21 protein-coding genes are annotated in these 26,614 nt (G+C 42.2%); 2 read left to right on the forward strand and 19 right to left on the reverse strand.

Translation table 11 applies throughout. The annotated features are described in order from the left end of the window. Position 1: 1 nt before the first annotated feature. The 5 genes from WMZ97_RS04970 to WMZ97_RS04990 form a co-directional block, all read right to left on the reverse strand. The gene (locus tag WMZ97_RS04970) at positions 2 to 796 is read right to left on the reverse strand and encodes an enoyl-CoA hydratase/isomerase family protein (RefSeq protein WP_343270966.1); all 795 of its coding nucleotides are present in this window, start codon (positions 794 to 796) and stop codon (positions 2 to 4) included. Positions 797 to 810: 14 nt separating this feature from the next. Beyond that, positions 811 to 2,022 (reverse strand): acyl-CoA dehydrogenase family protein, encoded by a 1,212-nt coding sequence (locus WMZ97_RS04975; RefSeq protein ID WP_343270967.1) that lies wholly within the window; start codon positions 2,020 to 2,022, stop codon positions 811 to 813. After that, complete coding sequence (locus WMZ97_RS04980; protein ID WP_343270968.1) at positions 2,019 to 3,143, reverse strand: acyl-CoA dehydrogenase family protein; 1,125 nt, start codon at positions 3,141 to 3,143, stop codon at positions 2,019 to 2,021. Before WMZ97_RS04980 ends, WMZ97_RS04975 begins: the two co-directional genes overlap by 4 nt. 86 nt (positions 3,144 to 3,229) lie before the next feature. Beyond that, positions 3,230 to 3,571 carry an SCP2 sterol-binding domain-containing protein gene (locus tag WMZ97_RS04985; protein ID WP_343270969.1) on the reverse strand — a complete coding sequence of 114 codons (342 nt, stop codon included), beginning with the start codon at positions 3,569 to 3,571 and terminating at the stop codon, positions 3,230 to 3,232. Positions 3,572 to 3,715: 144 nt separating this feature from the next. Next, complete coding sequence (locus tag WMZ97_RS04990) at positions 3,716 to 4,510, reverse strand: MBL fold metallo-hydrolase (RefSeq protein WP_343270970.1); 795 nt, start codon at positions 4,508 to 4,510, stop codon at positions 3,716 to 3,718. Positions 4,511 to 4,808: 298 nt separating this feature from the next. On the opposite strand from WMZ97_RS04990, the gene WMZ97_RS04995 reads away from it, so the two are divergent. Continuing rightward, positions 4,809 to 5,378: a DJ-1/PfpI family protein gene (locus WMZ97_RS04995; protein WP_343270971.1), complete on the forward strand. Its 570-nt coding sequence runs from the start codon at positions 4,809 to 4,811 to the stop codon at positions 5,376 to 5,378. A gap of 334 nt (positions 5,379 to 5,712) precedes the next feature. Here WMZ97_RS04995 and WMZ97_RS05000 read toward each other — a convergent pair whose 3' ends face one another. Continuing rightward, entirely contained in the window at positions 5,713 to 7,047 is a 1,335-nt protein-coding gene (locus tag WMZ97_RS05000; protein WP_343270972.1) for a uracil/xanthine transporter, read from the reverse strand. 244 nt (positions 7,048 to 7,291) lie between these two features. Beyond that, entirely contained in the window at positions 7,292 to 8,209 is a 918-nt protein-coding gene (locus tag WMZ97_RS05005) for a DUF2877 domain-containing protein (RefSeq protein WP_343270973.1), read from the reverse strand. 235 nt (positions 8,210 to 8,444) lie between these two features. Between WMZ97_RS05005 and WMZ97_RS05010 the strand changes: the two genes are divergently transcribed. Next, complete coding sequence (locus tag WMZ97_RS05010) at positions 8,445 to 10,097, forward strand: PucR family transcriptional regulator (protein WP_343270974.1); 1,653 nt, start codon at positions 8,445 to 8,447, stop codon at positions 10,095 to 10,097. A gap of 366 nt (positions 10,098 to 10,463) precedes the next feature. On the opposite strand, the gene WMZ97_RS05015 is transcribed toward WMZ97_RS05010, so the two are convergent. The 12 genes from WMZ97_RS05015 to allC form a co-directional block, all read right to left on the reverse strand. Continuing rightward, positions 10,464 to 10,844: a RidA family protein gene (locus WMZ97_RS05015; protein ID WP_343270975.1), complete on the reverse strand. Its 381-nt coding sequence runs from the start codon at positions 10,842 to 10,844 to the stop codon at positions 10,464 to 10,466. Positions 10,845 to 10,966: 122 nt separating this feature from the next. Continuing rightward, positions 10,967 to 12,304 carry an allantoinase gene (locus WMZ97_RS05020; protein WP_343270976.1) on the reverse strand — a complete coding sequence of 446 codons (1,338 nt, stop codon included), beginning with the start codon at positions 12,302 to 12,304 and terminating at the stop codon, positions 10,967 to 10,969. A 33-nt stretch (positions 12,305 to 12,337) separates the two neighbouring features. After that, a complete protein-coding gene (gene allB / locus WMZ97_RS05025; RefSeq protein ID WP_343270977.1) occupies positions 12,338 to 13,711 on the reverse strand; it encodes an allantoinase AllB in 1,374 nt (457 codons plus the stop codon). 40 nt (positions 13,712 to 13,751) lie between these two features. After that, complete coding sequence (allW, locus tag WMZ97_RS05030) at positions 13,752 to 15,209, reverse strand: allantoin permease (RefSeq protein WP_343270978.1); 1,458 nt, start codon at positions 15,207 to 15,209, stop codon at positions 13,752 to 13,754. 471 nt (positions 15,210 to 15,680) lie between these two features. Continuing rightward, positions 15,681 to 17,087, reverse strand: a complete 1,407-nt coding sequence (locus WMZ97_RS05035; protein WP_405027656.1) for an NCS1 family transporter — start codon at positions 17,085 to 17,087, stop codon at positions 15,681 to 15,683. Positions 17,088 to 17,766: 679 nt separating this feature from the next. Further along, the gene (gene allD / locus WMZ97_RS05040) at positions 17,767 to 18,816 is read right to left on the reverse strand and encodes an ureidoglycolate dehydrogenase (RefSeq protein WP_343270979.1); all 1,050 of its coding nucleotides are present in this window, start codon (positions 18,814 to 18,816) and stop codon (positions 17,767 to 17,769) included. 46 nt (positions 18,817 to 18,862) lie between these two features. Further along, the gene (allD, locus tag WMZ97_RS05045) at positions 18,863 to 19,912 is read right to left on the reverse strand and encodes an ureidoglycolate dehydrogenase (RefSeq protein WP_343270980.1); all 1,050 of its coding nucleotides are present in this window, start codon (positions 19,910 to 19,912) and stop codon (positions 18,863 to 18,865) included. 395 nt (positions 19,913 to 20,307) lie between these two features. Beyond that, on the reverse strand, positions 20,308 to 21,072 hold the full coding sequence (gene allE, locus WMZ97_RS05050; protein WP_343270981.1) for a (S)-ureidoglycine aminohydrolase: 765 nt from the start codon (positions 21,070 to 21,072) through the stop codon (positions 20,308 to 20,310). 17 nt (positions 21,073 to 21,089) lie between these two features. After that, on the reverse strand, positions 21,090 to 22,049 hold the full coding sequence (gene arcC, locus WMZ97_RS05055) for a carbamate kinase (RefSeq protein ID WP_343270982.1): 960 nt from the start codon (positions 22,047 to 22,049) through the stop codon (positions 21,090 to 21,092). Positions 22,050 to 22,132: 83 nt separating this feature from the next. Beyond that, positions 22,133 to 23,398 (reverse strand): YlbE family protein, encoded by a 1,266-nt coding sequence (locus tag WMZ97_RS05060; RefSeq protein WP_343270983.1) that lies wholly within the window; start codon positions 23,396 to 23,398, stop codon positions 22,133 to 22,135. Between the two features lie 26 nt (positions 23,399 to 23,424). Continuing rightward, positions 23,425 to 25,155, reverse strand: a complete 1,731-nt coding sequence (fdrA, locus tag WMZ97_RS05065; RefSeq protein WP_343270984.1) for an acyl-CoA synthetase FdrA — start codon at positions 25,153 to 25,155, stop codon at positions 23,425 to 23,427. A 39-nt stretch (positions 25,156 to 25,194) separates the two neighbouring features. Continuing rightward, the gene (gene allC / locus WMZ97_RS05070; protein ID WP_343270985.1) at positions 25,195 to 26,433 is read right to left on the reverse strand and encodes an allantoate deiminase; all 1,239 of its coding nucleotides are present in this window, start codon (positions 26,431 to 26,433) and stop codon (positions 25,195 to 25,197) included. Positions 26,434 to 26,614 lie beyond the last annotated feature (181 nt).

Below are 26,614 nucleotides of genomic sequence, written 5' to 3' on the forward strand. Positions count from 1 at the left end.
ATTAGTGAATGAATTGCGGCTTTTCTTTTTGAAAAAATGCGGCAAGCCCGACACCAGGCTCCTCCGTTTGAAACGTATCGCTGAACGCAGAAGCTTCCACTTCCAGTCCTTCCTTAATGGGTTTTTCCGCAGCATTGATCGCTCGCTTGGCCAAGCCCATCGCTTGTACTGCTCCTTCTGCTAGCCGCTCAGCAAAAGCTGTGGTCTTTTCCTCGAGTTCGTCCGGTGCTACAGCTTGATGGACCAGACCGATTTCCGCTGCCTCCTGTGCTTCTAATTGGGCTGCAGTAAATATTAATTCCAGTGCCTTTGCACGGCCAAGCAAATGGGTCATCCGCTGGGTACCTCCAGCACCAGGAATTAAGCCAAGTGACACTTCGGTTAAGCCAATCCGACCCTTTTTGGCCATCATTCGAAAGTCACAAGCCATTGCCAGTTCACAGCCACCACCAAGTGCATGGCCATTAATTGCAGCAATCACCGGCTTCTGTATCGTGGCAAATTGATGAAAACACGCTTGCATCCGTGCACTCTGTTTCGCGACAGCATCTTCCTCTTCCGCATAGTTCCCGCCATTTTGAATCATTTCTTTTAAATCCGCACCCGCCAGAAAAATCTTTGGATGGGTCGAGGTAATCACAACAACACGAACCGACTGATCTGTGCTGCATTCCTGTGCTGCATCCTCTAATTCCTGCATTAGTTCTTCTCCAATTGCATTCGCGGGTGGGTTATCGATTGTAATCCATGTCACCCCTTTTGCGCGTTTTTCTAGTTGAATCGTTTGATAGGTCACGTTTTCTTTCCTCCCTAAACTCGTATCTCGTATGGATCATATTGACGACGAGCAATGACCAAATGCTGTACTTGGTTCGTCCCCTCGAAAATATCAAACACTTTAACATCCCGATACAATTTTTCAACAATGTGTCCATCTAAACCAACTGGCCCAAGGATCTCCAAACACTTCGCACAAACATCCAGTGACATTTGCCCCGCATAAGCCTTGCACATGGCAGCTTCTTTTGCATTGGCGATTCCTGCGTCTGCCTTCCACGCTGCTTCCCATGTTAATAACCGTGCGGCAGCAATATCTTGTTCCGCTTCCGCTAATATGTCAGCAGTGTCATGATATAATCGACCCTGTCTTGGATACTCCCGCCGCACAATATCAAGGGTATACTCGTAAGCAGCCCGGGCAATTCCTGTTGCCATTGAAGCAACGATCGGCCGTGTGCTGTCAAAGGTTTTCATAGCCACCTGAAAGCCGGATGGTTTGGAACTGCTCGTTTGATAGAGTTCCTCCCCTCCTAATAGATTTTCATCCGGTACAAAGCAATCTTCCATTACTAGTTCAGCAGTTTCATTTGCCCGTAGTCCCATTTTTTTTGCTAATCTGGAGCAACTGAATCCAGGAGTTCCTTTTTCCACCACAAATGCACGTTGCCCCGTACGTCCGAGTAATTTGTCCACCGTTGCAAACACGACCACCCATGATGCACGGCCACCATTCGTTATAAAAATTTTCTGCCCATTTAAAATATACCCACCATTAGCTTTTTGGGCCGTTGTTTGGATACCAGATGCATCCGATCCTGCTTCTGGCTCAGTTAAGGCATATGCACCCCAGCGCGGCTTATCCTTAGTAAAAATCGTCAGGAAACGCTCCTTTTGCTCGGGTGTCCCACTACTCTCTACCGGGGGGCCGCCAAGTCCTGCGCCAGGTAATGATAAAGCAATGGCCGGATCTCCCCAAGCAATTTCCTCGGTAGCAATAACGCCCAACCGATTTCCTTCACGCTCTTTCTTCGGTTTTTTCCCTGATGACGATTTGTCACCGCCCCCACCAAATGAGGAGGTGTTAAGATGGATTCCCATTCTATTCACATTATCCAGCCACGCTTCAGGAACTTTTTCCATTTTGTCCGCTTCCAGCGAAATGGGGCGTATTTCATTTTCGGCAAACCAATGCGTCATTTCTTTTATCTGCTGTTGTTGTTCGGATAACTGGAATGAAATCAATTTACCGATACCTCCTTCCCTGGTCCAATGAGTTGTTCCCCACGACGGCCCAGCAAGTCACGTTCACGTCCATAAAGGGCAACCTGTGCTTGGGCATCGCGCATCCATTTTTCTACTGGAAAGTCTTGTACGAACCCGTGTCCCCCAAGCATTTGCACCGCGGAATCAGTTACATATCGCACCGATCGATGGGCTCGATATAGCGCCCGTATTGCATATCCAGCAGCATTGGCATCTCCATCATCAACCGCAAGTGCCGCCTGCCAAACAAGGTGATTGGCAGCCCTCGCTTCCATTGCCATTGTCGCAATCCGGAATGATACCCCTTGAAATTTGGCAATTTCCTGACCAAATGCTTTTCGTCCCGCGGTATATTCCGTCGCGTAATCAAGGGCTGCCTCCATTAGACCGACTTCTTTCGCGGCTTGCAAAATTCGTATCCGTGTGGAGGCCTGCTTGATTAAATCTACTGCTTGCTCCCCTTTTGCAACGATATTGTTATTAGAAATCTGTACATTGTCAAAGTGAAGACGTGCTAAACCGGAAGCCAGTAAACCGAGACGATAATCGCCATCTTTTACCTGCCAATTACACAAATCTTTATCAAGCCACAGAACAATTGGCTCCTCGGCAGCATCTGTAGTCGTAATCATCACATATTGCGCATCCTTTGCCAGTCGGACCGGCTTTGATATCCCGTTTAGACAATTATTTTCAATTGTGAGATCACTTTGGATTTCTTCTTGAATATCGATCCATGCCACCGTAGCCCCATTTGTGATACTTGGTTTATATGATGCTAATAACGTATTATCAGGAATCAGTCGTAAAAACGACGCGGCATCCCCTGCACCGGAAAATCCCTGGACGATCCCAAGGTCTCCATAGCTAAGTGCCTTCCAAATTTGTGCCTGAGAAATTAACGATAGTTCCAAACCATCCCAATCTTCAGTCATCTCAAGCGACAAAAAACCTAATTCTGCAGCTTCCTGTGTAAGGTTTGCTGCTACTTCTTTATGTTGTTCACACGTTCGCGCTATGGGACGAAGCTTATCTGCTGCTAAGGAAACTGCGACATCAATAAAAGCTGCTTCATCTTCTGTCGGCTGAAATGCTATCACATCTATTCCTCCCTTTTCATTTGTTTGTGACTGTGCAAAAGCCCTGTAGGTGACTTGAACAGGGCTTTGCTTCGTAGACGGTGCTATTATTGTGCTGCTGATTTATACGAGGACAAGATATCCTGAAGTTTTAGGGCTAGCCCCATGTTTCCTTTCACTTTGAGTTTTCCAGTCATAAATGCTTGCGTTCCATTCAGATTCCCATCGACCATTTTCTCAAAATTTTCCGATGACATTTTCAATGTGCAATCCGGGGTTTCTTTTTCCCCTTCTGTAGCATAACTATCATCACCACGTAAAATAAGCTGATATACCGAGTCTCCTCCATCAAGGTCAAACTGATATACCGCCTCTACTCCCTTTGTACGACTGGAATCTTCTTTTAATGCGGTATCAATCTCCTGAAAAATATCTTTTACTTCTGCCATGTTTATTTTCCTCCTTCAAAATCGTATATTCCTATCGTATCTTTTTAAGCAGCAAAAGGATATTCCCTAATATGTCGGGTTTTATATTTGGGCCGGAAGCGTCCCCCTATCTTTGTATTAATCATGGTAAAGGTCATGCTATGCTTATTGTGGTTTTTCTAAACAGGAACGGATCAAATTCATGCGGGAAAAGGAGCCAAATGTGACCCTTTCCAGCTGCACACTTTTGGGAAAAATTCGTTTACTAATTTCCCGTTCGGTATATCCCAACCGATTCATCCGTACAACTTCATCCCTTGTCCTTTGCAAGTATGCTAATTTCCGATTCATCATTTCTTTGCCATCATGAATGATACCTTCATGACCGCAAAACACCGTATGGTAATCATAGGAATTCAGTTTGTTAATGGAGTCAATATAGCCGGAAATCGACTCTTCTTTCATAAACACTTTGGGATATGGCGTGATATACAGATCACCTGTAAACAGCCAGCCTTTGTTCGGTTCCAGTAGACAGACATGATCCTGGGTATGCCCTGGTGTCTCGATTGGATAAAAGGTATGGTTTGACGTTCGAATGGTTTTTGGAAAGGGTGCAGGTGAAAAAGCCCGCCTTGGTCCAACAAACAGTTCACGGTACCAAGGAAGTCGTTCTTTTTTGCGGGCATTGGCGATCATTTTTTCATCGCAAAGCAATTCCGCATTAGTATGTTTCCCAATCCAAGAGACCATTCCTGTATGATCCTCATGCGAGTGTGTTAGCGCCACACGCTCGATATTCCACGACGAAAACGCACGCCTCAATTGGCGCTTTTGGATTCGCGGACCAGTGTCAACAAGCATACCATCAATGAAATATATATAAACGGATAAAACCGGAAACAGTGGGTTCACTGCAATTTTAACAATCTCCATATCCTCGTGCTGCAACCTTTCCATAATATCTCATCTCTTTTCATTGATCTCTTCACCCCCTATTTAACACGAAAAGGGTAAAAAAAACCACCCCTGTAAATGACGGGAAAAGGAACCGTTGTCCCGTTTTGGCCAGGTTCTCTCCCGTTTGAGTTGCATTCTCTCCCAGCTACAGTTCTGCTGCCTTTCATTCTTGCGCCAAATAATTTTTTCAGCAAAATCCCAGACAGGTCCATCGTACCCCATAATTTTTTTGCGAGCAGGAATTTTAGACTTCAACCTAGAATAGAAGTAATACACACTATTATAGGAGGGGTTATTTATGGCGAAAAAGATATTAATTATCGCCGGCGATGCAGTTGAAGCGCTAGAAATTTACTATCCTTACTTTCGCTGCCTTGAGGAAGGGTATGAAACAACGATTGCCGCGTCTAGTGCGAGACAGTTGCATACGGTCGTCCATGACTTCATCGGCTGGGAAACGTATACGGAAAAAGAAGGATATTTGATTGAGGCAACGGCAACTTTTGAAACGATTGACCCAAATGACTATGATGCACTGATCATCCCTGGTGGACGGGCTCCAGAGCATATTCGACTCAATGAACACATCCCGGGAATTGTTAGCCACTTTTTTGAAGCGAACAAACCGATCGCAGCTGTCTGTCATGCCAGTCTGGTCCTTACCACGGTTCAAGAGCATTTAAAGGGAAGGGAAATGACTGCTTATATCGCTTGTAAGCCAGAAGTTGAAGCAGCGGGCGGCACATATATCGAGGAGCCTTTGCACATAGACGGAAACCTGATATCTGGTCACGCATGGCCCGATCTACCAGGGTTAATGAAAGCGTTTGTTGCGCGGGTGAACAAGGAAAGCGTTGAAGTTAATTAATTTAAAAAAGGAAAGAAGCACATATAGTGTGTTTCTTTCCTTTTTGCGGAGCTTGCGGCTTGTTCAGGATTGTTGAGAGTGCGCGTCGACGATCGGATTAGAGAAAGTTGAGTGAGCAGCGAACTTGCTCCCGATTGTTTAGACTTATTTCTCGATCGTTCGGCGCCTATTTCCGATTGCTTAGCACCTGATCTCGATTGATTCCTACTTTTTCTCGACTATCCCCCAGCCCTAGCCCACATAAATGAAAAAATGGTGAGACACGGACAGGTTCTGTGTCTCACCATACGTAACGAGTCTGCGCCACGGTACATGTGCGCTACTCATCCCCAGGCTATTTACTTTGGGCTTGTGAACTGCTTGGCTCTCCTATTCGATCCCATTTAAACACATTTTCCAGCACAAGTGCCAGGATGATTCCTACTAAGAGGCCGCTGCTGATGACTGGGCGGATGAAATCTGGCAGAGATTCAAAATACGACAGCGGCAATGTCATGATAATGATTCCGACAAATAGCGGGATAGCTGATCGATAGACATTGAACGTATTAAATTTAACCTGACTGAAAAAGTTCCATGATGAATTTAATAGCTGTAAATAAGAAACAAATAATACGGCGCTACCAATGCTTAATGGTAATAGTGAGAAGAAATGCCCGATTGGCGGGATAATTCCCATGACGAAGAACATAAACCCGCCAAGGATAAATGGCAGCCGTTTAATGATCCCTGTCTGACTCAGGAACCCAATCGATGATACATATGGTGCATATGGAACAAGGCCAAGCACGCCGGCAATCCCGGTAAAGATGCCCGTAATCGTAAAGGATCGGCGGTATTGACCCTTCGTTGTCTCTTCACCATACATGCTATCGGTTCCTTTTAGCGCCCCGAACGTATTGGCCGTATTAAGCAGACCAGCAATAATGGTGGTGATAATAACCCCTACATCAAATGCAGGTTTACCAAGCGGAAATAATTCAATGCCCGATGATGATCCTGATTGTTCAATCGTATTCTGTTTTCCGAATGTCAGATTAAAGGCAATCCAGCCAATGACGATACCGATTAACAATGCATAACGTCGGACAGCTGGTGGTGCTTTAATGCTAATAATAGTTACAATAATCGCGATAATAATCGACAACAATGAAATGGATAAATCAATGGTTGCTGAATCTGCCTCATTACCAAATGGGATCCCTAACATTCCTTTCAAAAATATCCCAATTAATTTCGCACCAAATAAAAACATAAATACGCCCATTACACCTGGGTTAAACAGCTTAGCAAGAAATGGTCCAAGCCCTGTCACCCCAATAATAATGGTTAAGATTCCAGAAATAATAACACCAACGGTAAGACTGCCGCCTAATGTAGTTAACGGCATCCCTTGTGCAACTGCAGTGGAGCACAATGTCAGGATAACGCCCCACCAAAGCCCTGAGTTTCCTTCCATAATCGCCCGTTTGTGCCCTAATAAACCTTGAATAATACAAGCGATGCCTGTCATAGCAAACGACAGTTGAAGTATGCCAGCTATTTTATCCTGGGGAAGCTCAAAGGCTGCGCCAACCGTAATTGGTATGACAACAATGTTCGTAAAAATAAAAAAGAGCCATTGAAGCCCTGATAGCCAATTACTTGATTTTAATAAGCCATTCACCATTATTCACCTTCCTTTATTTCCACCAATTAGTATGTCTCTTTTTCATGCATATTTATCTTGCTCTTAACGCGCAGTAAAACTCCCACTTCATGATTTTAAGATAAAATTTAAAAAGATAAGTGGGGGTTAACTGCATGACAAAGGTCCGATTCTGTTCAGGGCTGCACGATACAGGTCACAAAGGCGTTGTAACAGGACGTTTCGACCTTAGCCTTTGTTCTTTTTTATCAGAACCCTCCCCATATCATGCAGTTATCACTTTTATTGCTAATAGTATCCCAATTAACGTATCTGCACCAGAAGTATGGCCTATTTTTTTCATTTCATCAAGTGCTGTTTGTACATTTACTTTTTCAGGCTGAAGTAATGAATGACACATGTTGATTAGATGGGTGTGAAACTGCTGCCGAGCTGCATAGACTAAATATTCACAGCCGATTGGGGTTGTTCGTTTTAAACCATTTTCTAACACATAGGATTGCAACTGTCCGTGCAACGGTTCAACCCGCCCGTTAAGAACGGACAACATGGCGCACATTCCCGTGATCAGATCATCACCGCTTGGCGTCAAGCCAATTCCCCTGCCAATCCAATAATCAAAAACAGCCTGTGGGGTAATTGTTTTATCATCCTGTACCAGTGATGCTAGTTTAGCCATTTCCGCTAATGCACGGTGGCTACTGCTCACGTCGAAGGACGATTGCAGGTAATGAAGGAGCGTTTGTTGCTGATTTGCATCCACAATACCAGTTTGCCAATGGTCTCTCGATAATCGGTTAAGTACACCATTCATGTTTTGTATTAATATTGCTTGATCATAGCTGGCTTTTTGAAGAGAAAGATTCATGTGTTGGGCATGATCAAGGGCGAGGCTTATTCCCCCGTCAAAGAGGAGTGAATTGGATGATTGATTCCACATAACGTGCTGATCCCGACGTACAAAACGGATGAAGCTTGATGCATCATTCGGTTGTATACCAATACCAAACGGAGCCAGTCCATTTTCCATGGAACCAATATGGACAAGACGTTCGCCAAATATTAGATTGAAACTATTCGCGAACACGCTATGAATGCTTCCTATTGGTGTTTCCTGAACAATTGGAAAAACATTGGTACTTACAGCCTGTGCGTTTGCTGTTATTTGTCCACTGCTATCCATTATCTTCCCTCCAAATTGTGCGTTTACACGTAAATACAATACCAAAAAGACAATGCTTTCTCCACTTTGAAGTGCAGTATTCACTAACCACTCTATTTTAGACGATCATCCAAAAAAAGTCATTGTTTAAAACAGCTAAACAATGCTTTGATTTTTGTCTATTATTAACGTATAATAAGAATGATGAATGGAACACCTACGTTCCATTTAAATGCAGTTAAAGTGAGCGATGATAATGAAAACAGTAAATAATTTATTTATTTTAGAAGGAATGAAAGAATGCATTGTGTTGGCAGGGCATCGCGGCCTTACCAGAAATGTTCAATTCGTCAATATATCCGATACACCTGACGTTATCAACTTTTTAGATAAAAATCATTTATTACTTACCACTGGTTACGGTTTTCAGGATGACATACAAAAGATGTGCGAACTGATTAAACAAATGCATGCGCTAAATGCATCTGGCATGATCATCAAAGTGAACCGGTTTTTAAAGAAAATACCTGACGAAGTAAAATTGCTTGCCGATGACCTGGCTTTTCCAATTATCGATTTACCAACTGACCGGACATTGGGTGATTTATCCCGTCATATCTTGAATTATCTAAATGATCATGAGGCGGAACAATTGTATTATGCCTTGCATGTGCAAAAAGAATTTTCCGATATGATGATCAAAGGGTACAGTCTGAACGGGCTTGTCGAGCAGCTTGGTCATTTCCTGGTACGTCCGACCCTTCTGCTAAATCATCGCGGGGAAAAAATCGCCCAGAGCCATGATTTTCGAATGGATTCCATGCAAGTCGTCGAGGATGAAATCATTTCGGCGGTTAAAGATGACCTTGTGACTGCTGGACAAGGGAACACCTTTATCATTCCGTCCAAAAATCATCAATCTGTCACCACCTTCCCTGTACAAACTAAACGCCAGCACCCTAGTATGCTTGCCATTATTGATGCATTAACATTGCCATATCCATCATCACAAATGGCAATCGAACAAGCTGGAAACGTGATTTCATTTACACTGATAAAGGAGCAGGCAATTGAAGAAAACTCCAGATTATTGAAGAACAACTTTTTTGCTGACCTAATCGAAATGCGGCTTCATTCAGACGAAGAGATTCTTAGCCGCGCTGATTATTATGGCTTGAAGGCTGACAAGGATTGTATATGTATTGTGTGTACCGTTGACGCAAAAGGGGATAATTACGAAAACCTGCAGCTATACGAAAAAAAGGTTGGCGAGCTGCATCATAGCATTTACGATCAGTTAGAGGATGAAATCATTAACGCAAAAATGGAGGCAACGTTATTTACAAAAGAAAAATACTTCGTTATGGTGCTGCAATTCGCACATTATACGGAAGCAGAGGTTGATGTTGTTTCTGATTTCATTGAACAGGCGAAGAGCAACATGCAAGATGAATATTCCGTTTCCTTTGGGATTAGCAATCCAGTTCATTCCCTTGTCGATATTCCAACCGCATATCAAGAGGCTGTCGAAGCCATACTTAATGGATATGAATTGAACATGACAGGATTTGTAAATTTTTATAAAACAAGGGAAATCAAGGAATTATTGAATACACTGCCTCGAAAAGATTTAAAGGCGCTGTATGAAAACACGTTAAAATCACTTGCCTATCCACAAAGCAAGGAAGATGTAGAATTAGTCAAGACGATTGAAGTCTACCTAAATTGCCAGTGTGAAATCTCTGATACATCGAGGAAACTTTACATTCATCGTAATACAGTGAAATACCGAATTAAAAAAACGGAAGAACTCCTTAATTGTTCGTTCCGCGATCCCCAGGATTCGTTGCGTATTCGTGTAGCGTTAATTATTGGATCTATTCTGGAGGAGGATGAGGAATCAAAATGAGACAACACAGGGACGGGGTGATACTGCTGAAAAAATGAAATGGATTCGTCTAAAAACTTCCCGGTCCGTTTCGGGTGGGCTCCGGTTCGTTTTGATGTGGCTTTGGCACTTTTCAGGGGCCCGAGCACGTTTTCAACCAAATGAAGATGTCAGATGCTTTTTCCAGTTATCTTGTATAGGCCGCATGTCGCATCATTTTTTACATTATTGTGGACGAATCATGGGTCAAGTGGGGATCAGATGCCCCCACTTGACCGGGTTTTCACCCGATTTCACACGACTCTTTCTCGTTCACCTGGTGCTCTTCCTAAATAACGCATCCACCACATCTAATTAACATGCATCCTCAAGGTCACTTCTCAACTCTTATCGCTTCCTCACAATCATCTCAATCTCGACTTCTGCTCCGAGTGGCAATTCCAACACAGCGACACATGTTCTTGCCGGGTATGGTTTATTGAATTGGGTTTCATATACCGAGTTCATCGCATCGAAATGCTTCATCGTTGTTAAGTATACATTTACCTTTACAACATCGTCCAACGTCAATCCTGCGTCAACTAATACTTCACGCAAATTCAGAAAACATTGCTTCGTTTGGGCAGCAATATCGCCAGTCAGATCCGGTGCGTTTGCGATGTTTTTCGCTGTCTGTCCAGATAAATAAACAAATTCGCCAGCATCAACCGCATTAGCGTATGGTCCAGATGCTTTTACATTTTTACCGTCATATGTTTTTCTTTCCATCTTAACCTCTCCTTTGCCTGCACTATTTTCTAGATAATACAAAAGATCCGTCGCCCTCTAACAAAAGGGCGGTGGATCCTTATTGAAATGGCAGAGCGCTAAACCCGCCAAGGTATTACACTTTATTTACTCATAACAATTTCGCCATTATCATAAACTACTTCACCATTAACAATCGTTGTTTTTACATTCCCTTGATAGGTTTTACCAACGTATGGAGAATGTTTATGACGATAGTATAAGTCTTCACTCTTCAATGTAAAGCTTTCACTTAAGTCCACCAATGTAATGTCCGCATCAAAGCCGGCAGCAATGTTACCTTTTCCCGTCAAACCAAAGCGTTTAGCTGGATTTGTCGACGTTACTGCCACAATTTTCTCAAGTGACAGGCCACGCTTGAAATATCCCTCAGTTAAAAGGTTATTCAGCGTTGATTGGGCACCAGAAATGCCACCCCAGCCTTCGAAAAAGTTATCTGTAATAATTTTCATATCAGCAGGTGCTGGCGAATGGTCAGAGCCGATCACATTGATTTCACCGTTTGCAACAGCATTCCATAAGTCATCTACTACATCCTGATCACGTAATGGCGGTGTACACTTGGCAACGCCTCCCATTTCTGCCAGATCGTCGACTGTAAGCGTCAAGTAATGTGGACACGTCTCAACGGTCACATCAACCCCACGTTGCTGTGCTTCTCGAACCACCTGGACGACTTTACGGTTACTGGCATGAACAATGTGCAGTTTGCATCCGGTTGCTTCGGCATAGGAAATGACTCTACGTACTGCTTCGACTTCGGAAATAATGGGACGTGATTCCACAAAGTCTCGTGCAGATGTTTTTCCCTCACGCTGTTTTTCCTCGGCAAGCACTTCGCAAATAGCTGGACTTTCAGCATGAACCGCCAATATCGAGCCTAATGAAGCAATTTCCCGCATCCCCCGATAAAGGGTCTCGTCATCCGCATTATGAAAATCATCGATTCCACTTGGTGGCATGAATGCTTTAAATCCGATAACCCCACCATCATGCATTTCTTTTAACTTATCAACACTTTCGGGAACAAGTCCGCCCCAGTATTTTGGATTAACTACAGACTTTTCCTCGCCGAGCCTGCGTTTTATGTCTAGTTGTTCCCGATCAATGACTGGTGGAGTACTGTTTAACGGCATATCAAAGAACGTTGTCGCTCCACCAGCTGCAAGACTCTTACTGCCAGTTTCCAATCCTTCCCATTCGGTTCTTCCCGGCTCATTGAAATGAACATGCGCATCGATCAAACCAGGGAAAATATGAAGGCCCTCAGCATCGATAACACGATCAGCCATTGTATCCCCAATAGCGCGATTGGTTGCCACTTCCTGGATTTTGCCATTCTTAATAGCAATATCTCCTTGCATCATTGCATCCGCTGTTACAATCGTTCCATTTTTAATAAGTAAATCATAACTAGTCATCAAACAATTCCTCCTACCATTCTGTTGCTGCTATTACTTGTTTGCTGTCACTTGAGGCTTGGTCATAAGCTGTCCTTTAGGCTCGCCGACAATCCCTTCGTCAAGATCATAGACGACATTTCCGCGTAAAATGGTTTTGGTTACGCGACAGTCAATTTTCCGACCTTCATAGGCACTGTGTTTGTTCTTATAATATAGATCTTCACGTTTTAATGTATACGATTGATTTGGATCGACAAAAATGATATCTGCATCTTTAGATACAGCAATTTCACCTTTATTCGGCATGTTGAATCGTTTGGATGGTGTCATTGCAATCAAATCAACAAATGTATGCACTGGCATTCCATGTTGTTTCACGGCTAGATCAAACATGATATCCACGTTATTCTGTGCACCACTGATACCGCCCCATGCTTCAAAAATATTGCCTTCTTTTAGATCTTCCGTACAAGGCGAATGATCGGAGGTTAGCCAGTCAATATTTCCATTCATTAACTCATCCCACAATTTTGCCTGATCCTTCGCTTTTCTCAATGGTGGCTGGCATTTGGCTCGCGGTCCAATTTCAGCAACATCCTCTGCGGTCAAGGCGAAGTAATGTGTACATGATTCAAGCGTCACATCGACTCCTTCTTCTCGAGCTTTTAAAATAGCCTGTACAGCTTCTGATGTGCTTATGTGTACTAAATGCAGCTTACAGCCAGTCTCTTTAGCAAATAGCAATGCACGCTGAACTGCTTCTACTTCGGTAAAAATTGGACGGGATTCTACATAATCCATTGCTGTGGTTTTGCCCTTTGCTACCATTTCCTCTGCAAGTTTATCCGTAATGGTTGGATTTTCAGCATGGATACATAACAGCTGATCCAATTCAGCCAGTTTTTGCATTCCTTTGTATAGCGTATAGTCATCAACATTGGTAAAATCTCCTGGAATATCACTGCCACAATTCGAGATAAAGCATTTAAACGCAAGCACTCCAGCTTCATCCAACTCTGCTAGTTTGTCCAAATTCCCTGGAACAAGACCGCCATAAAAAGCATAGTCCACATAATTCTGATCTTTGGCTGCTTCTAATTTAAGATCAAGTGCCTCCTTATAAGTTGTAGCAGGTAATGCATTAAGCGGCATTTCCACATAACTTGTGGTTCCACCTGCCGCGAGTGATTTGGAACCTGTTTCAAATCCTTCCCATTCCGTCCGACCAGGTTCTGAAATGTGTACATGGGTATCGATCATACCTGGCAGGACATATTGCCCCTGCGCATCAATTACTTCCTTCGCATCCCCATCAATTTGCTCGGCAATACATGCGATTTTTTCATCCTTCACACCAATTTCAACTTGGTATACTCCATCGTGTAAAACAACATTTCCGCCTTTAATAATTAAATCATAGCTCACATTACATTCCCCTTTCGATACAAGTAAAAAACTGTTCCTGTTATTTGTACTCAGTTGCTACCTTCCTTACACGTACTTTAGACGATGCTTTTGAATATTCGAGCAAGGTATAGATAATAATCGCTGATACAATGCCAACGAACCAAGACAATTTATAAAGTGGTTCAAAGAATGGTACGAAATTACCAATCAGGGCTAATACACCAGAAATAACAAGCGTGATAATCGCATTTATGTTAAACCCTTTGTAGTAATGATACTTACCCTGTTTGGAGTACAATTCATTCAAATCAATTTTTTGCTTTGAAACGATAAAATAATGTGCCAGCAAGATCCCGGTAATAGGTGCTAACAAACCAGATACGATATTCAAGAAAGCAAAAATACTTGTTGAATTCTCCATTAACTTCCAAGGCATATAGACGGTACCAAGGATAGCAGCAATCGTTGCACCCGTTTTAAAATTGAGTTTAGAAAATAGGGAGGCCAATTGATAACCAGCTGGCACAATATTTCCTGTGACGTTTACCGATAGCGTTGTCAAGCATAAGGTTAATACAGATATCCCTATTGCAAAACCACTGTCAAAACGAGATACAACGTCAAGTACGTTCCAGATTGGCGTGCCAAACGCAACTTCAGATCCGACAATAATCGCAATACTTGCTACGGCAAACAGAATATATGTGATAATAATGCCCAACGTTTGCCCGACTACCTGATCTTTATGTGTCTTAGCGAGCCGGGTGAAATCAGCGACATTAACCATCGGTGGAGCCCAAGCAGCAATAACCGCTACAACTGCACCAAGAAAGACGATAACCTTATTACCGCTAATCCCCTCCGCGCTATAATGCAAAATCGGTCCAATCCCTCCTGCTAAACTAATGGCCCAAATTGCCATTCCACCAAATACTATATAAATCAATGGGGACAGATAATTAGTAAACCTACCAAGGAAGCCCATTCCACCATATATTAACGCAACGTTAAACAGCCAGAATAACACGAATGAAATAAGCCCTGGGAATGATAATCCAAAGAAACTCCAATCGCCACCCAACGTTAAGAAGGCAGGCCAGAGTTTACCGATTAAAATAAGCAGTGCTTCACTCCCTGCGTAGGTTTGAAATCCAAACCACATAATCGCAGAAATCACCCCGCGAATTACCCCGGGAATAACCGCACCCTTTGTTCCAAAAGCGGTGCGTAAATACATGGCAAATGGCAGTCCATATTTTGAACCGGCGTAACCATTAAAGATCAATACCGCAGCAATAATTACAGCCCCAACCATAATTGATGTAAAAACTTGCCCAACAGACATTCCTAAGGCAAACAGGCCGCCTATTGCAACATAGTTTGGTATGTTATGCACCGATCCCATCCATACGGTGAAGTAATTGCCGATGTTCCATGTTCTTTCCGATTCCTTTGCTGGCAGAACATCTTCACTATAACCAGCTTTTTTAAATCGCTCGCGATCAATTTGTTCCAAAAAAATGCCTCCTTGAAAAATGTAAAATACGTTGTTGTCGGTTCTATTGGAGTATTATCTAGGAGTCATTCATATACATTTTTTGTATAGCGGAAGAAATTAACCCTTTATTTGTGTATTTTCTTTTTGGGAATACTTACCTACCATTTAGCCTATACCATGCTTTTGATTTACGTTAAAATGGATGACATAATCCTTTTCTATTTATAACCTATTCCTCTTAGCACCATTGTCATTATACAACAATTTCTCTGTTAGTTCCTTATGTCTACTAAACAAATTAGGTAATGATTGTTGTTGCTTATGCATTACTGATTGTCTTATTTTGTATATATTGAATAAGTAGTTATTTACTTTGAACAATTTTTGTCAGAAATAAAATCCCGGCCCTTGTTAAGGGTCGGGATTTTATTTCTAGGTTTATCATGAATATATATCTGCCCATAAACATTCATTGATACACCATGTCCATTATTTCTCAAATATTGTATTTTTCTTAAATCGCGAATTTTTAAAAGCAAACTTCGACAATAGCATATAGGCAATACTTGCAGTGACAAAGCCAATCACCCAGGCTAGATCGACATTAATAAAGGCAACTGCTGCTCCGATAAACATTGCCAGCATAGCTGTTGGATTAAATCCGGCAAATGGTCCATTTTCCTGATACAGGCTGTCGATATCTACTTTTTGTTTTCGTAACACGTAATATTCAATTAGCAATATAGCCACAATCGGACCTAAAAACGCTGAATAGATCTTGATAAACATGTCCAGTCCACTTGAGTTGCTTTCTTGAACGAGTAACCACGGGAAAGCACCCATTGCGAGGAGTCCGGTAATGGTAACAGCGACTTTATATTTGGCTTTGGTAAACAAGCTTATAATATATGTTGGTGCAATCACATTTGCCACCATATTCGTTGCAATAGTAGCCATAACAATAAATACCGACACACCAAATGTTACATATGAATTATCGATAACAATCGCCAATGCGGTTGGCGGATTGGTTACCCCTGTAACACTTGCTACCATGGCACCAACGATCAAGATAAAGCCGTACGCCATAACAATCGGTGAAAAATACAGAAAGCCACGTTTTCCATCACTAATTCCTGCTTCCAATTCTCTTGAATAGTCCGATGCATTTAAAAAGATAGCCGCGTAATTTCCAAGGAACACCATAATATATCCAAAGAATGGAAGTCCCCATGACCCATCAATCTTAACCCAATTTTGCGCTAACTCACTGCCATATGAGGTTACAAGAATAATGAATACATAAATCATTGCAACCATAATAACAATAGATGCAAGTGTTTCCACCCATTTGATTGCTTTAAATCCGTACCATGAGAGAACGATTTGTACCAAGATCAATGCTACAAAGCAAATGGCACTATTATTAAATGAACCCCCGGTCACGATCTTCATAATTTCATTTAATGCTGTTCCACCAATCCAGCTTTGTACACCATACCAGATAATCGCAGGAATCCCCCGCATAAGGGATGAGATAATTGTTCCCTTAATACCAAACGACATGCGAAGTTGGACAACAAATGGAACTCCTTCTTTATAGCCCATCCGGTCATTTAATGCAAAAACCGTAGAAATAATTAAAATTGCGATAAGAGCTGCAGCCAGCGTCTGAAAAATATTTAACGTTGCTACCCCCGCAACAACAACACTCGCCCCCAACGTCATATTACCCATGTTGACGCCATCGCCGACCCACATGAACATGTAAGGTATCTTACCAACGGTTCGATCCTTCGCTGTATTTGGTCTAAGTGATCCTTCTACTTCCTTTATTGGTTGAGTCTCCATCTTTTTTACATCCACCTCTTTTACGGATTCCAAACTCTTCGCCATTATATTTTAACCCCTTTAAACATTTTTATTACGATAGCGTTATCATCTGATACCATTGCCCATACCAATCATGGTTGTCCGCTATCAATTTGTTGACTGAAGGATGTTGCTGACCGCCCGAGCCTCAATATCCTTGTATAAATTGATTATATAATACATTCAAATGCAGGTCTTCATACCCATTGGACAAAATAAATAAAAGTAATTGTATGGAAAGCATAAGGATTTACGAACCTTTAAACCACTTGAACAATCCATTGTTATATTTGAACAATGATATTATATAAAATAAGTCAATTTATTAAAAAGAACCATGTTGAAAGAAAACAACAAATTAGTCAAATTGCACAAGTTGTAAGTAACAGCAAATAAAGCGAAACTTTATTCAGTGGTGGTTTTCGACGCAGAAGACGTGCTAGTGCAGGCGTTGTTACAGGACGTGACGGCCCTTTCTCCCCCCACTGAATAGGGAACAAAGGCTAAGTTCTCAGACATCTGAGTTGTAACGCCTTTGTGACCTGCGCCCTGCAGGCTGAGAACAGAACCGGACCTTTGTCATGCAGTCGACCCCCACTTATCTTTTTTCGTTACAGCTCAAAAACTTAAAGTGGAGGACTTACTGTTCGTTAAGGGGATAAAAAAAGAGCACATGCTTGATATGCATGGCTCTTCTTACTAGTTATTTTGCGAACGGATCTTTATGATCGTAGTTATTATTATGAATTGTATCAGAGACAAGGTAGTTATAAATATCGTCAACCACCTCGATGCCCTCTTCATTGTATTTTGCTTCTCTTTCGGCACTGCGCTGACCAGGATAGGAAACATGATCAAATCCGGGAGCGGGCTTAATCTGATTAAGATCGGTCATGGTTTGCGAAATATTTTGCTTAAACTGCTGCAAATTGGTAAAGGACTCCGGATTGATCACGATATGTAGTTGACCGAGGTTGCGGCCGGCACTTAAATCGTGATACATCGAGGATACCTTATTACCAAATGGTAAGCCAAGCAAAATTCCGGATAAGACATCGACCATCATCATCAAGCCATATCCTTTTGGTCCCGCAATTGGTAATAATGCTTTAACATCAAACGGGTTCGTGGTTGACTCACCATTTTCATCAACAGCCCAATCAGCAGGGATTGCCTCATTTTTCGAGCGGGCATGCAATATTTTACCCCAGGCTTGTACGGTTGTTGCCATATCAAAGGTAATTAATTTATCATTTTCTCCTGGAGCAGCGAAGGCAATTGGATTGGTTCCGTAATAAGCTTCGGCACCGCCAAATGGAACAACCATTGGATCAGATTGGCAAACAGAAATACCAACGAGATTTTCTCTTGCCGCCTGTTGTACAAAATAGGATAATGATCCACTATGACTAATTCGTTTGACACCTACAACAGCAATGCCGTTTTCCTTAGCCATCTTAACCGCTTCATCCATTGCTTGTTTCGCGGCAACGTGCCCAACGCCATTATCACCATCAAATACCGCGGTACTCGGACCAGTCTTTTCAAATTGGAAATTTGGCTCTGTATTAATGCCACCTTTGGCAATTCGCTCTGCGTAATATTCCACGCGCATTGCACCATGAGAGTGCACACCACGAGCATCGGCGTGAACAAGTACATCAGCCACCCCATCTGCGTGTTCATCAGACAAACCAGCCTGATGAAGTTTATTCTTCATTAACTGTTTTAGTTTCTGTTTAGCTACTTTCACGAATGCACCTTCTCTCTTTTCTTTAACCTAACTATGGATTCATGCCCTACTCAGCAAATGGATCATTATGGTCATACGCATTGTTATGAACAACATCAGATTCCAAATACGCATAAATATCATCAACGATTGGAATACCATTTTCTTCGTACTCTTTTTGAAGTTCCTCTAAATTCTGTCCAGGATAAAACACTTGATCGAATCCTGGTGCAGGTTTAATTCCATTTAAATCATTCATTGTTGTTGCAATGTTTTGCTTAAATGCTTTGATAGACGTAAATACTTCTGGATTGATTACCAGGTGTAATTGTCCAAGGTTCCGTCCTTCACTTAAGTCATGATACATGGAAGATACTTTGTTGCCGAATGGAAGCCCTAAAAGGATACCCGATAAAACATCGACCATCATGCCAAGTCCATATCCTTTTGGTCCGGAAATTGGTAATAATGCCTGCACTTTAAATGGATCAGTTGTCGGCTCTCCCTTTCCATCTACTGCCCATGTGTCCGGAATGGGTTCATTTTTCGAGCGTGCGTGCAGAATTTTACCCCACGCTTGCACAGTTGTTGCCATATCAAAGCTGATCATTTTACCATCTTCACCAGGTACCGCAAAAGCAATCGGATTTGTTCCATAATAGGGTTCTGCACCGCCAAATGGCACAACCATTGGATCTGACTGACACACGGAAAAACCGATCATACTATGTTTAGCAGCATGTTCGGTGAAATAAGATAGTGCACCACTATGACTCATTTTTTTCACGCCAACAACTGCTACACCACTTTCTTTGGCTATGTTAATCGCTTCATCCATCGCACGCTTTGCAGCAACATGTCCTACACCATTATCAGCATGAAAAATCCCTGAACTTGGACCGGTCTTTTCAAATTTGAAATCAGGATCATGATTAATTCCACCTTTGGCAATACGTTCAGCATAATATTCAACTCGCATTGCACCGTGGGAATGAATTCCTTTTGCATCAGCGAATACAAGGACATCCGCAACAGTTCCAGCTTGATCTTCCATTAGGCCGGCTTTGGTTAATTTTGTTTGAATTAAATCTTTTAATTTTTCTTTTGTTACTCTCATTTGGAACACCTCTTATTTTTTTCGTACACACTACGACGTTAGGGGGGATATGTCCAGATTCCAACGCCAGCGGCTATACATGCAACGGGGTGTTTTTGCCTAATACAAGGAATGGTAAAAAGCAGGTTGCCTTTTACCATTTTCGTTAAACATTTATAACGTGCGCAAAATATCCGAAGCACTATTTGCCACATATCTAAATCGTGGACTTAAAGCTGGAACAAGAGACCTGTCCGCGATTACTGAAAAATCCGCATAAAAAAATTGTCTCCTGTTTATCGGCTTTTTACACATTTTTACGGCGACTTTTTACAGCCTTCCCCAACGTTTAGAGAAGGGCAACGTAGGACAGGCCCCACGTTCATCAATCATCTCGACCTGTCCCCGTGTCTCGCTTATAAATCAGCGTCGCGATTGCAGTCTTTGGAATAAACGTATGAAAGTTTTTCGCGGCCTACTGCATATGCAGCTTGCAAACAATAAGTTCCCATGAAAATATAGTCGTCTTTTTTCACTGGAATCCATTCGTTGTCCAAATTGTACATTCCTTCACCCGACAACAGGTAAGCGCCATGCTGCTGATAGTGTGTTTCCACAAATGGATGACTTGCTGCTGGATCAAAAGTTAGGATATGGAAGTTCATATCGAATGCAATATCTGTTGGCAATAAGTCCTGGATATGAACATTTTCCATGTCATCATAAATTTCTTCTTTGTTTTCGTTTGAATTACCCGCATGAACCCACGGTGTATGACCTTCTAACGGGGTATGCTTTTGTTTGTACAAGAAGAATTTTGAATCGCCATCTTGGCCATTTTCCATGTACATGGTGACGGATGGTGGGCAATATAGATAGCCGCCTTGTTCAAGCGTGAATTCTTCTTTATCAGCCCATGCCTTCAGTTTGCCTTCCAGCACATAAATAAATGTTTCTACATCGTCTTGTCCGCCAAAACCTTGTTTATTTTGACCACCTTGATGGAAAGTTCCAACATAATCGACGAACTTCGCACCCGTTTTTGGTGAGGACAGGATACTCATGGATACATTTTCAAATCCCGGGATAACGTTATTTACCAAACCTTGTGGAGGTAAAATCATGTATTTCCCTGGTTTCACTACAGCTCTTGAAGTTAAAATATCGTTTGGATAACCCATCGTGAATCGCTCCTTCTTTAACTTACTTGTTCATTCGCTTTACTTGAAATAATGGTTCCACTATTTCCCCGGATTGCTTCATCCACTTTTTCTAATGAGCAGATGATGGAAGTTCCAGTTTTTCTGGCAAATTTCAGTGCAGATTCAACTTTTGGTCCCATGCTGCCTTTACTGAATTGGCCTTCTTCCACGTAACCTTCCATGTCATCGACTGTGACTTCTTGCAAGGCTTTTTGTTCTGGCTTGCCGAAGTTAACAAACACATGCTCTACATCGGTAAGAATCATAAATACGTCAGCATTTACTTCTTCAGCCAGCTTTTGTCCGCTTCGATCTTTGTCGATCACTGCTTCAATACCTTCATATTCCCCAGTTTCCGTTTTAATAACCGGAATGCCACCGCCGCCGCCAGCAACGACAACATTACCTGCTTCAGCGAGTTGTTTAACAGCATTAGCTTCCAATATATTGATTGGTTGTGGTGATGGAACAACACGGCGCCAGCCACGATTGGAGTCCTCTTTCATATTCCAGCCACGTTCTGCCATTAGTTTTTTCGCTTCTTCTTCGGAATAGAACGTTCCAATTGGCTTTGAAGGATCATTGAAGTCTTCATCGTCTTTGGAAACTTCGACACGAGTGATTAAGTTTACAACTGGTGTATCGATACCAAGTGCTTTTAATTCACTTTGTAAGCATTGAATCATCATGTAGCCAATAAAGCCTTGGGATTCTCCATTTAATACATCCATTGGCATTGGTGGTACAACATTTGCCGCTTCTTCATTTTGGCGAAGAATATTACCAACCTGTGGGCCATTACCATGTGTTACGACAAGCTTATAGCCATCTTGGATCAACTTCGCTAAAAACTTTGCGCTTGTTCGCACGTTATTTAGTTGGTTTTCATACGTGCCTTCCTGATTCGGTTGCAAAATGGCATTCCCACCTAATGCAACAACAATTGTTTTACTCATAACCTGACCTCTTTCTATGTTTAACATGTTGTGAGTGATATGCGGCCCGTTGAGAATTAGCACCGCATGATCACTGAAGTTTATTATTCGACCTCTACACCGTATTTCTCAGCAAGAGCTTCTAATGCTTTCTCAAAGCAGCCCAATGGAACGCGAACGGTACCTGCACCAATTTGACCATTACCTGCAACTTTATGCGCCATTCCTGTGTTGATCACTGGTGTAATACCTGTTTCAACTACTTTACGGATATCAATGCCAAGACATGTACCTTGGAAGTCCCAAGTTGGAATAGACAAGTTTGGGTTATTGGCAATGCAAATTTCACGCATTTCATCACTTGTTTGCACGGCATCGTTAAATCCACCAGTACCTACGAAGCGAACAACGCCTGGTGCAGCGACCATAGCCATACCACCAACACCATATGCTTCAGTAATAGCACTATCACCCATATCAGGGTTTGCATCCTCTGCGCTGTAACCACTGAAGTACAGGCCATCAGGTGTATTAACTGGTGCTGTGAACCATTGATCACCGAGCCCGCTAACTTTAATTCCGAATTCATAACCGTTACGAGACAAAGCAGTGATGATGCTTCCTTCTTCAATCGTAGCAGCAGAATCCATTGTTACTTTTGCTGTAGCCATCATAATGTTCAAGAAGAACTGATCCGTATCTGCCAAGAACTTAGTTACTTCCTGCAGTTCATTGTCAGGTAAACCAGCAGTTAATAAGTATGGAACAATATCTTTCAAGAACAATGCAGATGCAGCAATATTACGTTGGTGGAATTCGTCACCCATTGTAATTGCTTTAGCAACAAGTACGTTTACGTTCATGCCGCCGTCAATTTGTTGCAATGCTTTCGATAGTGCAGGTCCAAGTACATCTTTCATCCATTTTAGACGGTTGATAACTTCATCATTGTATGCACCAAAACGAAGCACAGCACCAATGCCTTCGTTCAGGTTACAGTATGCGCGTTTTCCGTTTACTTTATTTTCAACAATAACAACAGGCATGTTTGCTGATGTGATACCACCCATAGGGCCTACAGCATCTACAGAATGACATGGAATAAATTTAACTTTACCAGCTTCCAACATTTTCTTCGCATCGTCTTCGTTGTCAGCCCAGCCTTCAAACATTGCTGCTCCGATACAAGAACCTTGCATTGGATGTGTCATATTTTCCCATTTGATTGGTGGGCCAGCATGCATTAGGACCTTCCCGTTCAATTCGTCAATTACCGTTTTTGCTGGTACAACGTCCAATAAAAATGGTTGTGATTCTAATACCTGTTGAATAACTGCCTCATTGGCTTCTTGAATTGATTGATATTTCATGATATATCCTCCTTGTTCACCATTACTTATTTAAGCTTTTCCAAGATTTTCGCTAATCGCTTGTTTCCGCCGGCAATTGGTGCCCATTGGTATTGAACAACTTCACCGCCATGTTCCAAAATTGCTTCAGCAAAGCCTTTTAGTCCAATGTTAATCACTCGAGGTTTGCTGGCAATTAATTCAGCAACTTTATCGTTTTCTTGCACTTGTTTGTCGGTTGTTGCAGTTTCAGATTGTTTGCCATTTAGATAGTCAATAATTTCCACAGCGAGTTTCGTTGCTTGAGCGTTACTGTCAGTTACAATAACACCCGCTGCTTCTAATTTATCCACTTGCTCCTGGTATACCTGTGGATCGTCTGCAGTACCAGTTACGGAAGCAATGGCTACAAATGCTTTCCCTTGTTTTGCCGCTTCTTCTTTGGCTTCTTGAACAACTGGAGCAAATACGCCGGCCATATCTTCATGAGCGCCATACCCAATGACGTTGTCAAGCAGAATAACAGCAGTTTCAGAATCTGCAGCTGCTTCTTTAACTTTTTCAACACGTAAGGTTGGATCAATCATTGGATGAGCACGGCCCTGGGTATATGCATCGTCACCAAGGTCAATCACTTCATGACCTTGATAATGAAGCATCATGCCATCTGTATGCTCGGTTTCACCTTCAAGGTTTAGCGCATCTTCTATAATCATAGCTGCTTCGTGCGCCAGTGTTCCACCACAGAAATATCCTTTGATGTAACGCTGCTCACCATTTTCTTTTACTTTTTGGATGTCCTGGTCGTTCGCAAAATCATATTTTACTGCTTGACCGCTATTTGCTAATTCCAGGGCTTTCAATGCTGTATCTTCTAGTGTCCATGTGTAATGAATATTATCATGTGCTTCTTTCGGTTTATCACCCATAAAAATGGCTACAACCGGTTTGGATAATGTCTTAAATACCTCGATAACCTTCTCCCTTACTTCTGGAGCTGGTGGCTTCGAAATATACGTAATTACATCTGTCTCCGGATCGTTGTCAAGCACGCGTAATCCTCTAATCGTCGTAATCGCGCCGATATCTGACGAAAGGTCACGACCACCAGTACCGATCGCTTGGGACACACCCCCGCCTTTGCGGCCAATAATTGTTGATACTTCCTGGATACCTGTACCGGATGCTCCAACAATACCGATGTTTCCTTTTTCCACAACGTTCGCAAATGCCATTGGGACGCCATCTAGAATTCCGGTACCACAGTCAGGGCCCATGACAATTAAACCTTCATCTTGTGCGCGTTGCTTTAATTGCAATTCATCTTCAACACTGACATTGTCGCTAAACATAAACACGTTTAATCCACGGTCAAGTGCTTTGTTTGCTTCTGCTGGTGCATGTTCACCGGCAATCGAAATCAAGGCAACATCTGCAGTTGGCAGTTTATTTTCAGCCATTTCCCATGTCCGAACGACTGGAATAGAGCTTTGTTGCGATTCAGCAGATTGGTTTGACAGATACGTTTCTGTTTCTTCAACCACCTTATCAACAATGCCTTCATCATCTGAATTTACGACAATACAAAGATCACTCGGGTTAGCTGCCTCCAACTCATCCGTATAAAGACCAGAACCTTTGAAAATATCTTTGTTGGCTGGCGTCCCCATCATCACTTGAATCTGGTTGACACCATCGATTGCGGATAAGTGATTTGTCAATAACATCAGGCTAACTGAGTCCTGATATAAGTTCTTTTTAATCACAGTATATAGCACGTTTTTCACTCCAAGCTTATTAATTATTTGGGTTGTTACTTACGCTTGATAACCTAATTCATATAATGCACCAATAAGAGCACGTACCCCTTCCGCCAAATGTTCAGGACTCGTATACTCATTTGGTGAGTGACTGATTCCATTGCGGCTTGGTACAAAGATCATTGCTGTTGGAATAACTGGAGCAATTACTTGTGAATCATGGCCTGCACCACTATGCATCATTTTATAGTCAAGGTTGTTTTGATCACATTGTTCCTGGATAACCTTGACGATTTTTGGATCCATTGGGACAGGATCAGCATCCATCCACATATCAATGTCAAGTTCAACACCAACACGCTCTGCAATCTCACGCAATTTCTCCTCGACTTTATTCGTAAAATGAACAAGGGCATCTTTTTGAGTATGACGGATATCCATGGTAAATGTAGCCTTGCCCGGTACGACATTAACTGTATTTGGTTCAAGGATCATTTTTCCGACAGTAGCCACCAGCGGATCCCCTTCTGCAACAGCCATATCATTGATTTGAGCAATCATGCGAGAAGCAGCATTCATGGCATCTTTTCGATAGCCCATCGGTGTTGTTCCGGCATGATTGGCTTCACCATTGACTGTAATTGTATAGCGTCGCTGGCCAACGATATGCTGCACAACTCCTACCGCTTTTTCCTCTTTTTCTAAAACATTTCCTTGCTCGACATGAATTTCCACAAAGGATGTTAGATCATCGCGCACCTTGGCGTCTTTCTTGTAGTCAAACCCAGCTTGGTGCATCGCGTCTTCAAATGAAACACCATCAAAATCTTTTATATCTTTTACATCTTCTGGCTTTGCCTCGCCAACAATATTTTTAGAACCCCAGAAAGAATATGGGAAGCGACTGCCTTCTTCCTCAGCCATAGCTACAACTTCAATATTGCGAAGCGGCGCACCGTATGTTTCCTTTAAGTATTTGATGGCAAGAAATCCAGCGATAATACCGTATTGGCCATCATAAAGACCACCATTTTTCACTGTATCAACATGGGAACCGGTTAAAATGGTTTCATCTTTATTCGTTGTTCCTTCCAGTCTGCCAAACAAATTACCCACATCATCAAATTGGACAGTCAGTCCTTCATCATTGAAAATCTGTTCCAACGCCTGTTGAGCTTCAATCCATTCCTTGCTGTATAGGAATCTTGAAACCCCTCCATCAGGGTCCTTGCCAAACCCGCCTAACCATTTGAGTTTCTCCTGAATGGCTTCTCCTGAAATGTATTTAGCATCCATGGTATACTTCCTTTCTTTTCACTTTAATTAAAGCGCATGAGACAAGTCATATAGCCTTAGATGACTATACGATGTTTTATTAACCACGATCGTGTATAAACATATATTTAGCTATTGACGCTAGTCTATTTCCACCCATCATTATAGCTAATTATGGGGTGAAAGTAATTGGTTGTTTTAA

It is taken from the genome of Lentibacillus songyuanensis (assembly GCF_039548255.1).
Lineage (GTDB): Bacteria > Bacillota > Bacilli > Bacillales > Amphibacillaceae > Lentibacillus_C > Lentibacillus_C songyuanensis.

Bases quoted from the DNA above. Each gene is read 5' to 3' on its own strand.
- WMZ97_RS04985 (WP_343270969.1), bottom strand. From the start codon at position 3,571: ATGGCAGAAGTAAAAGATATTTTTCAGGAGATTGATACCGCATTAAAA.
- WMZ97_RS04990 (WP_343270970.1), bottom strand. From the start codon at position 4,510: ATGGAAAGGTTGCAGCACGAGGATATGGAGATTGTTAAAATTGCAGTG.
- WMZ97_RS04995 (WP_343270971.1), top strand. From the start codon at position 4,809: ATGGCGAAAAAGATATTAATTATCGCCGGCGATGCAGTTGAAGCGCTA.
- WMZ97_RS05000 (WP_343270972.1), bottom strand. From the start codon at position 7,047: ATGGTGAATGGCTTATTAAAATCAAGTAATTGGCTATCAGGGCTTCAA.
- WMZ97_RS05005 (WP_343270973.1), bottom strand. From the start codon at position 8,209: ATGGATAGCAGTGGACAAATAACAGCAAACGCACAGGCTGTAAGTACC.
- WMZ97_RS05010 (WP_343270974.1), top strand. From the start codon at position 8,445: ATGAAAACAGTAAATAATTTATTTATTTTAGAAGGAATGAAAGAATGC.
- WMZ97_RS05015 (WP_343270975.1), bottom strand. From the start codon at position 10,844: ATGGAAAGAAAAACATATGACGGTAAAAATGTAAAAGCATCTGGACCA.
- WMZ97_RS05020 (WP_343270976.1), bottom strand. From the start codon at position 12,304: ATGACTAGTTATGATTTACTTATTAAAAATGGAACGATTGTAACAGCG.
- WMZ97_RS05035 (WP_405027656.1), bottom strand. From the start codon at position 17,087: ATGGCGAAGAGTTTGGAATCCGTAAAAGAGGTGGATGTAAAAAAGATG.
- allD (WP_343270980.1), bottom strand. From the start codon at position 19,912: ATGAGAGTAACAAAAGAAAAATTAAAAGATTTAATTCAAACAAAATTA.
- allE (WP_343270981.1), bottom strand. From the start codon at position 21,072: ATGGGTTATCCAAACGATATTTTAACTTCAAGAGCTGTAGTGAAACCA.
- arcC (WP_343270982.1), bottom strand. From the start codon at position 22,049: ATGAGTAAAACAATTGTTGTTGCATTAGGTGGGAATGCCATTTTGCAA.
- WMZ97_RS05060 (WP_343270983.1), bottom strand. From the start codon at position 23,398: ATGAAATATCAATCAATTCAAGAAGCCAATGAGGCAGTTATTCAACAG.
- allC (WP_343270985.1), bottom strand. From the start codon at position 26,433: ATGGATGCTAAATACATTTCAGGAGAAGCCATTCAGGAGAAACTCAAA.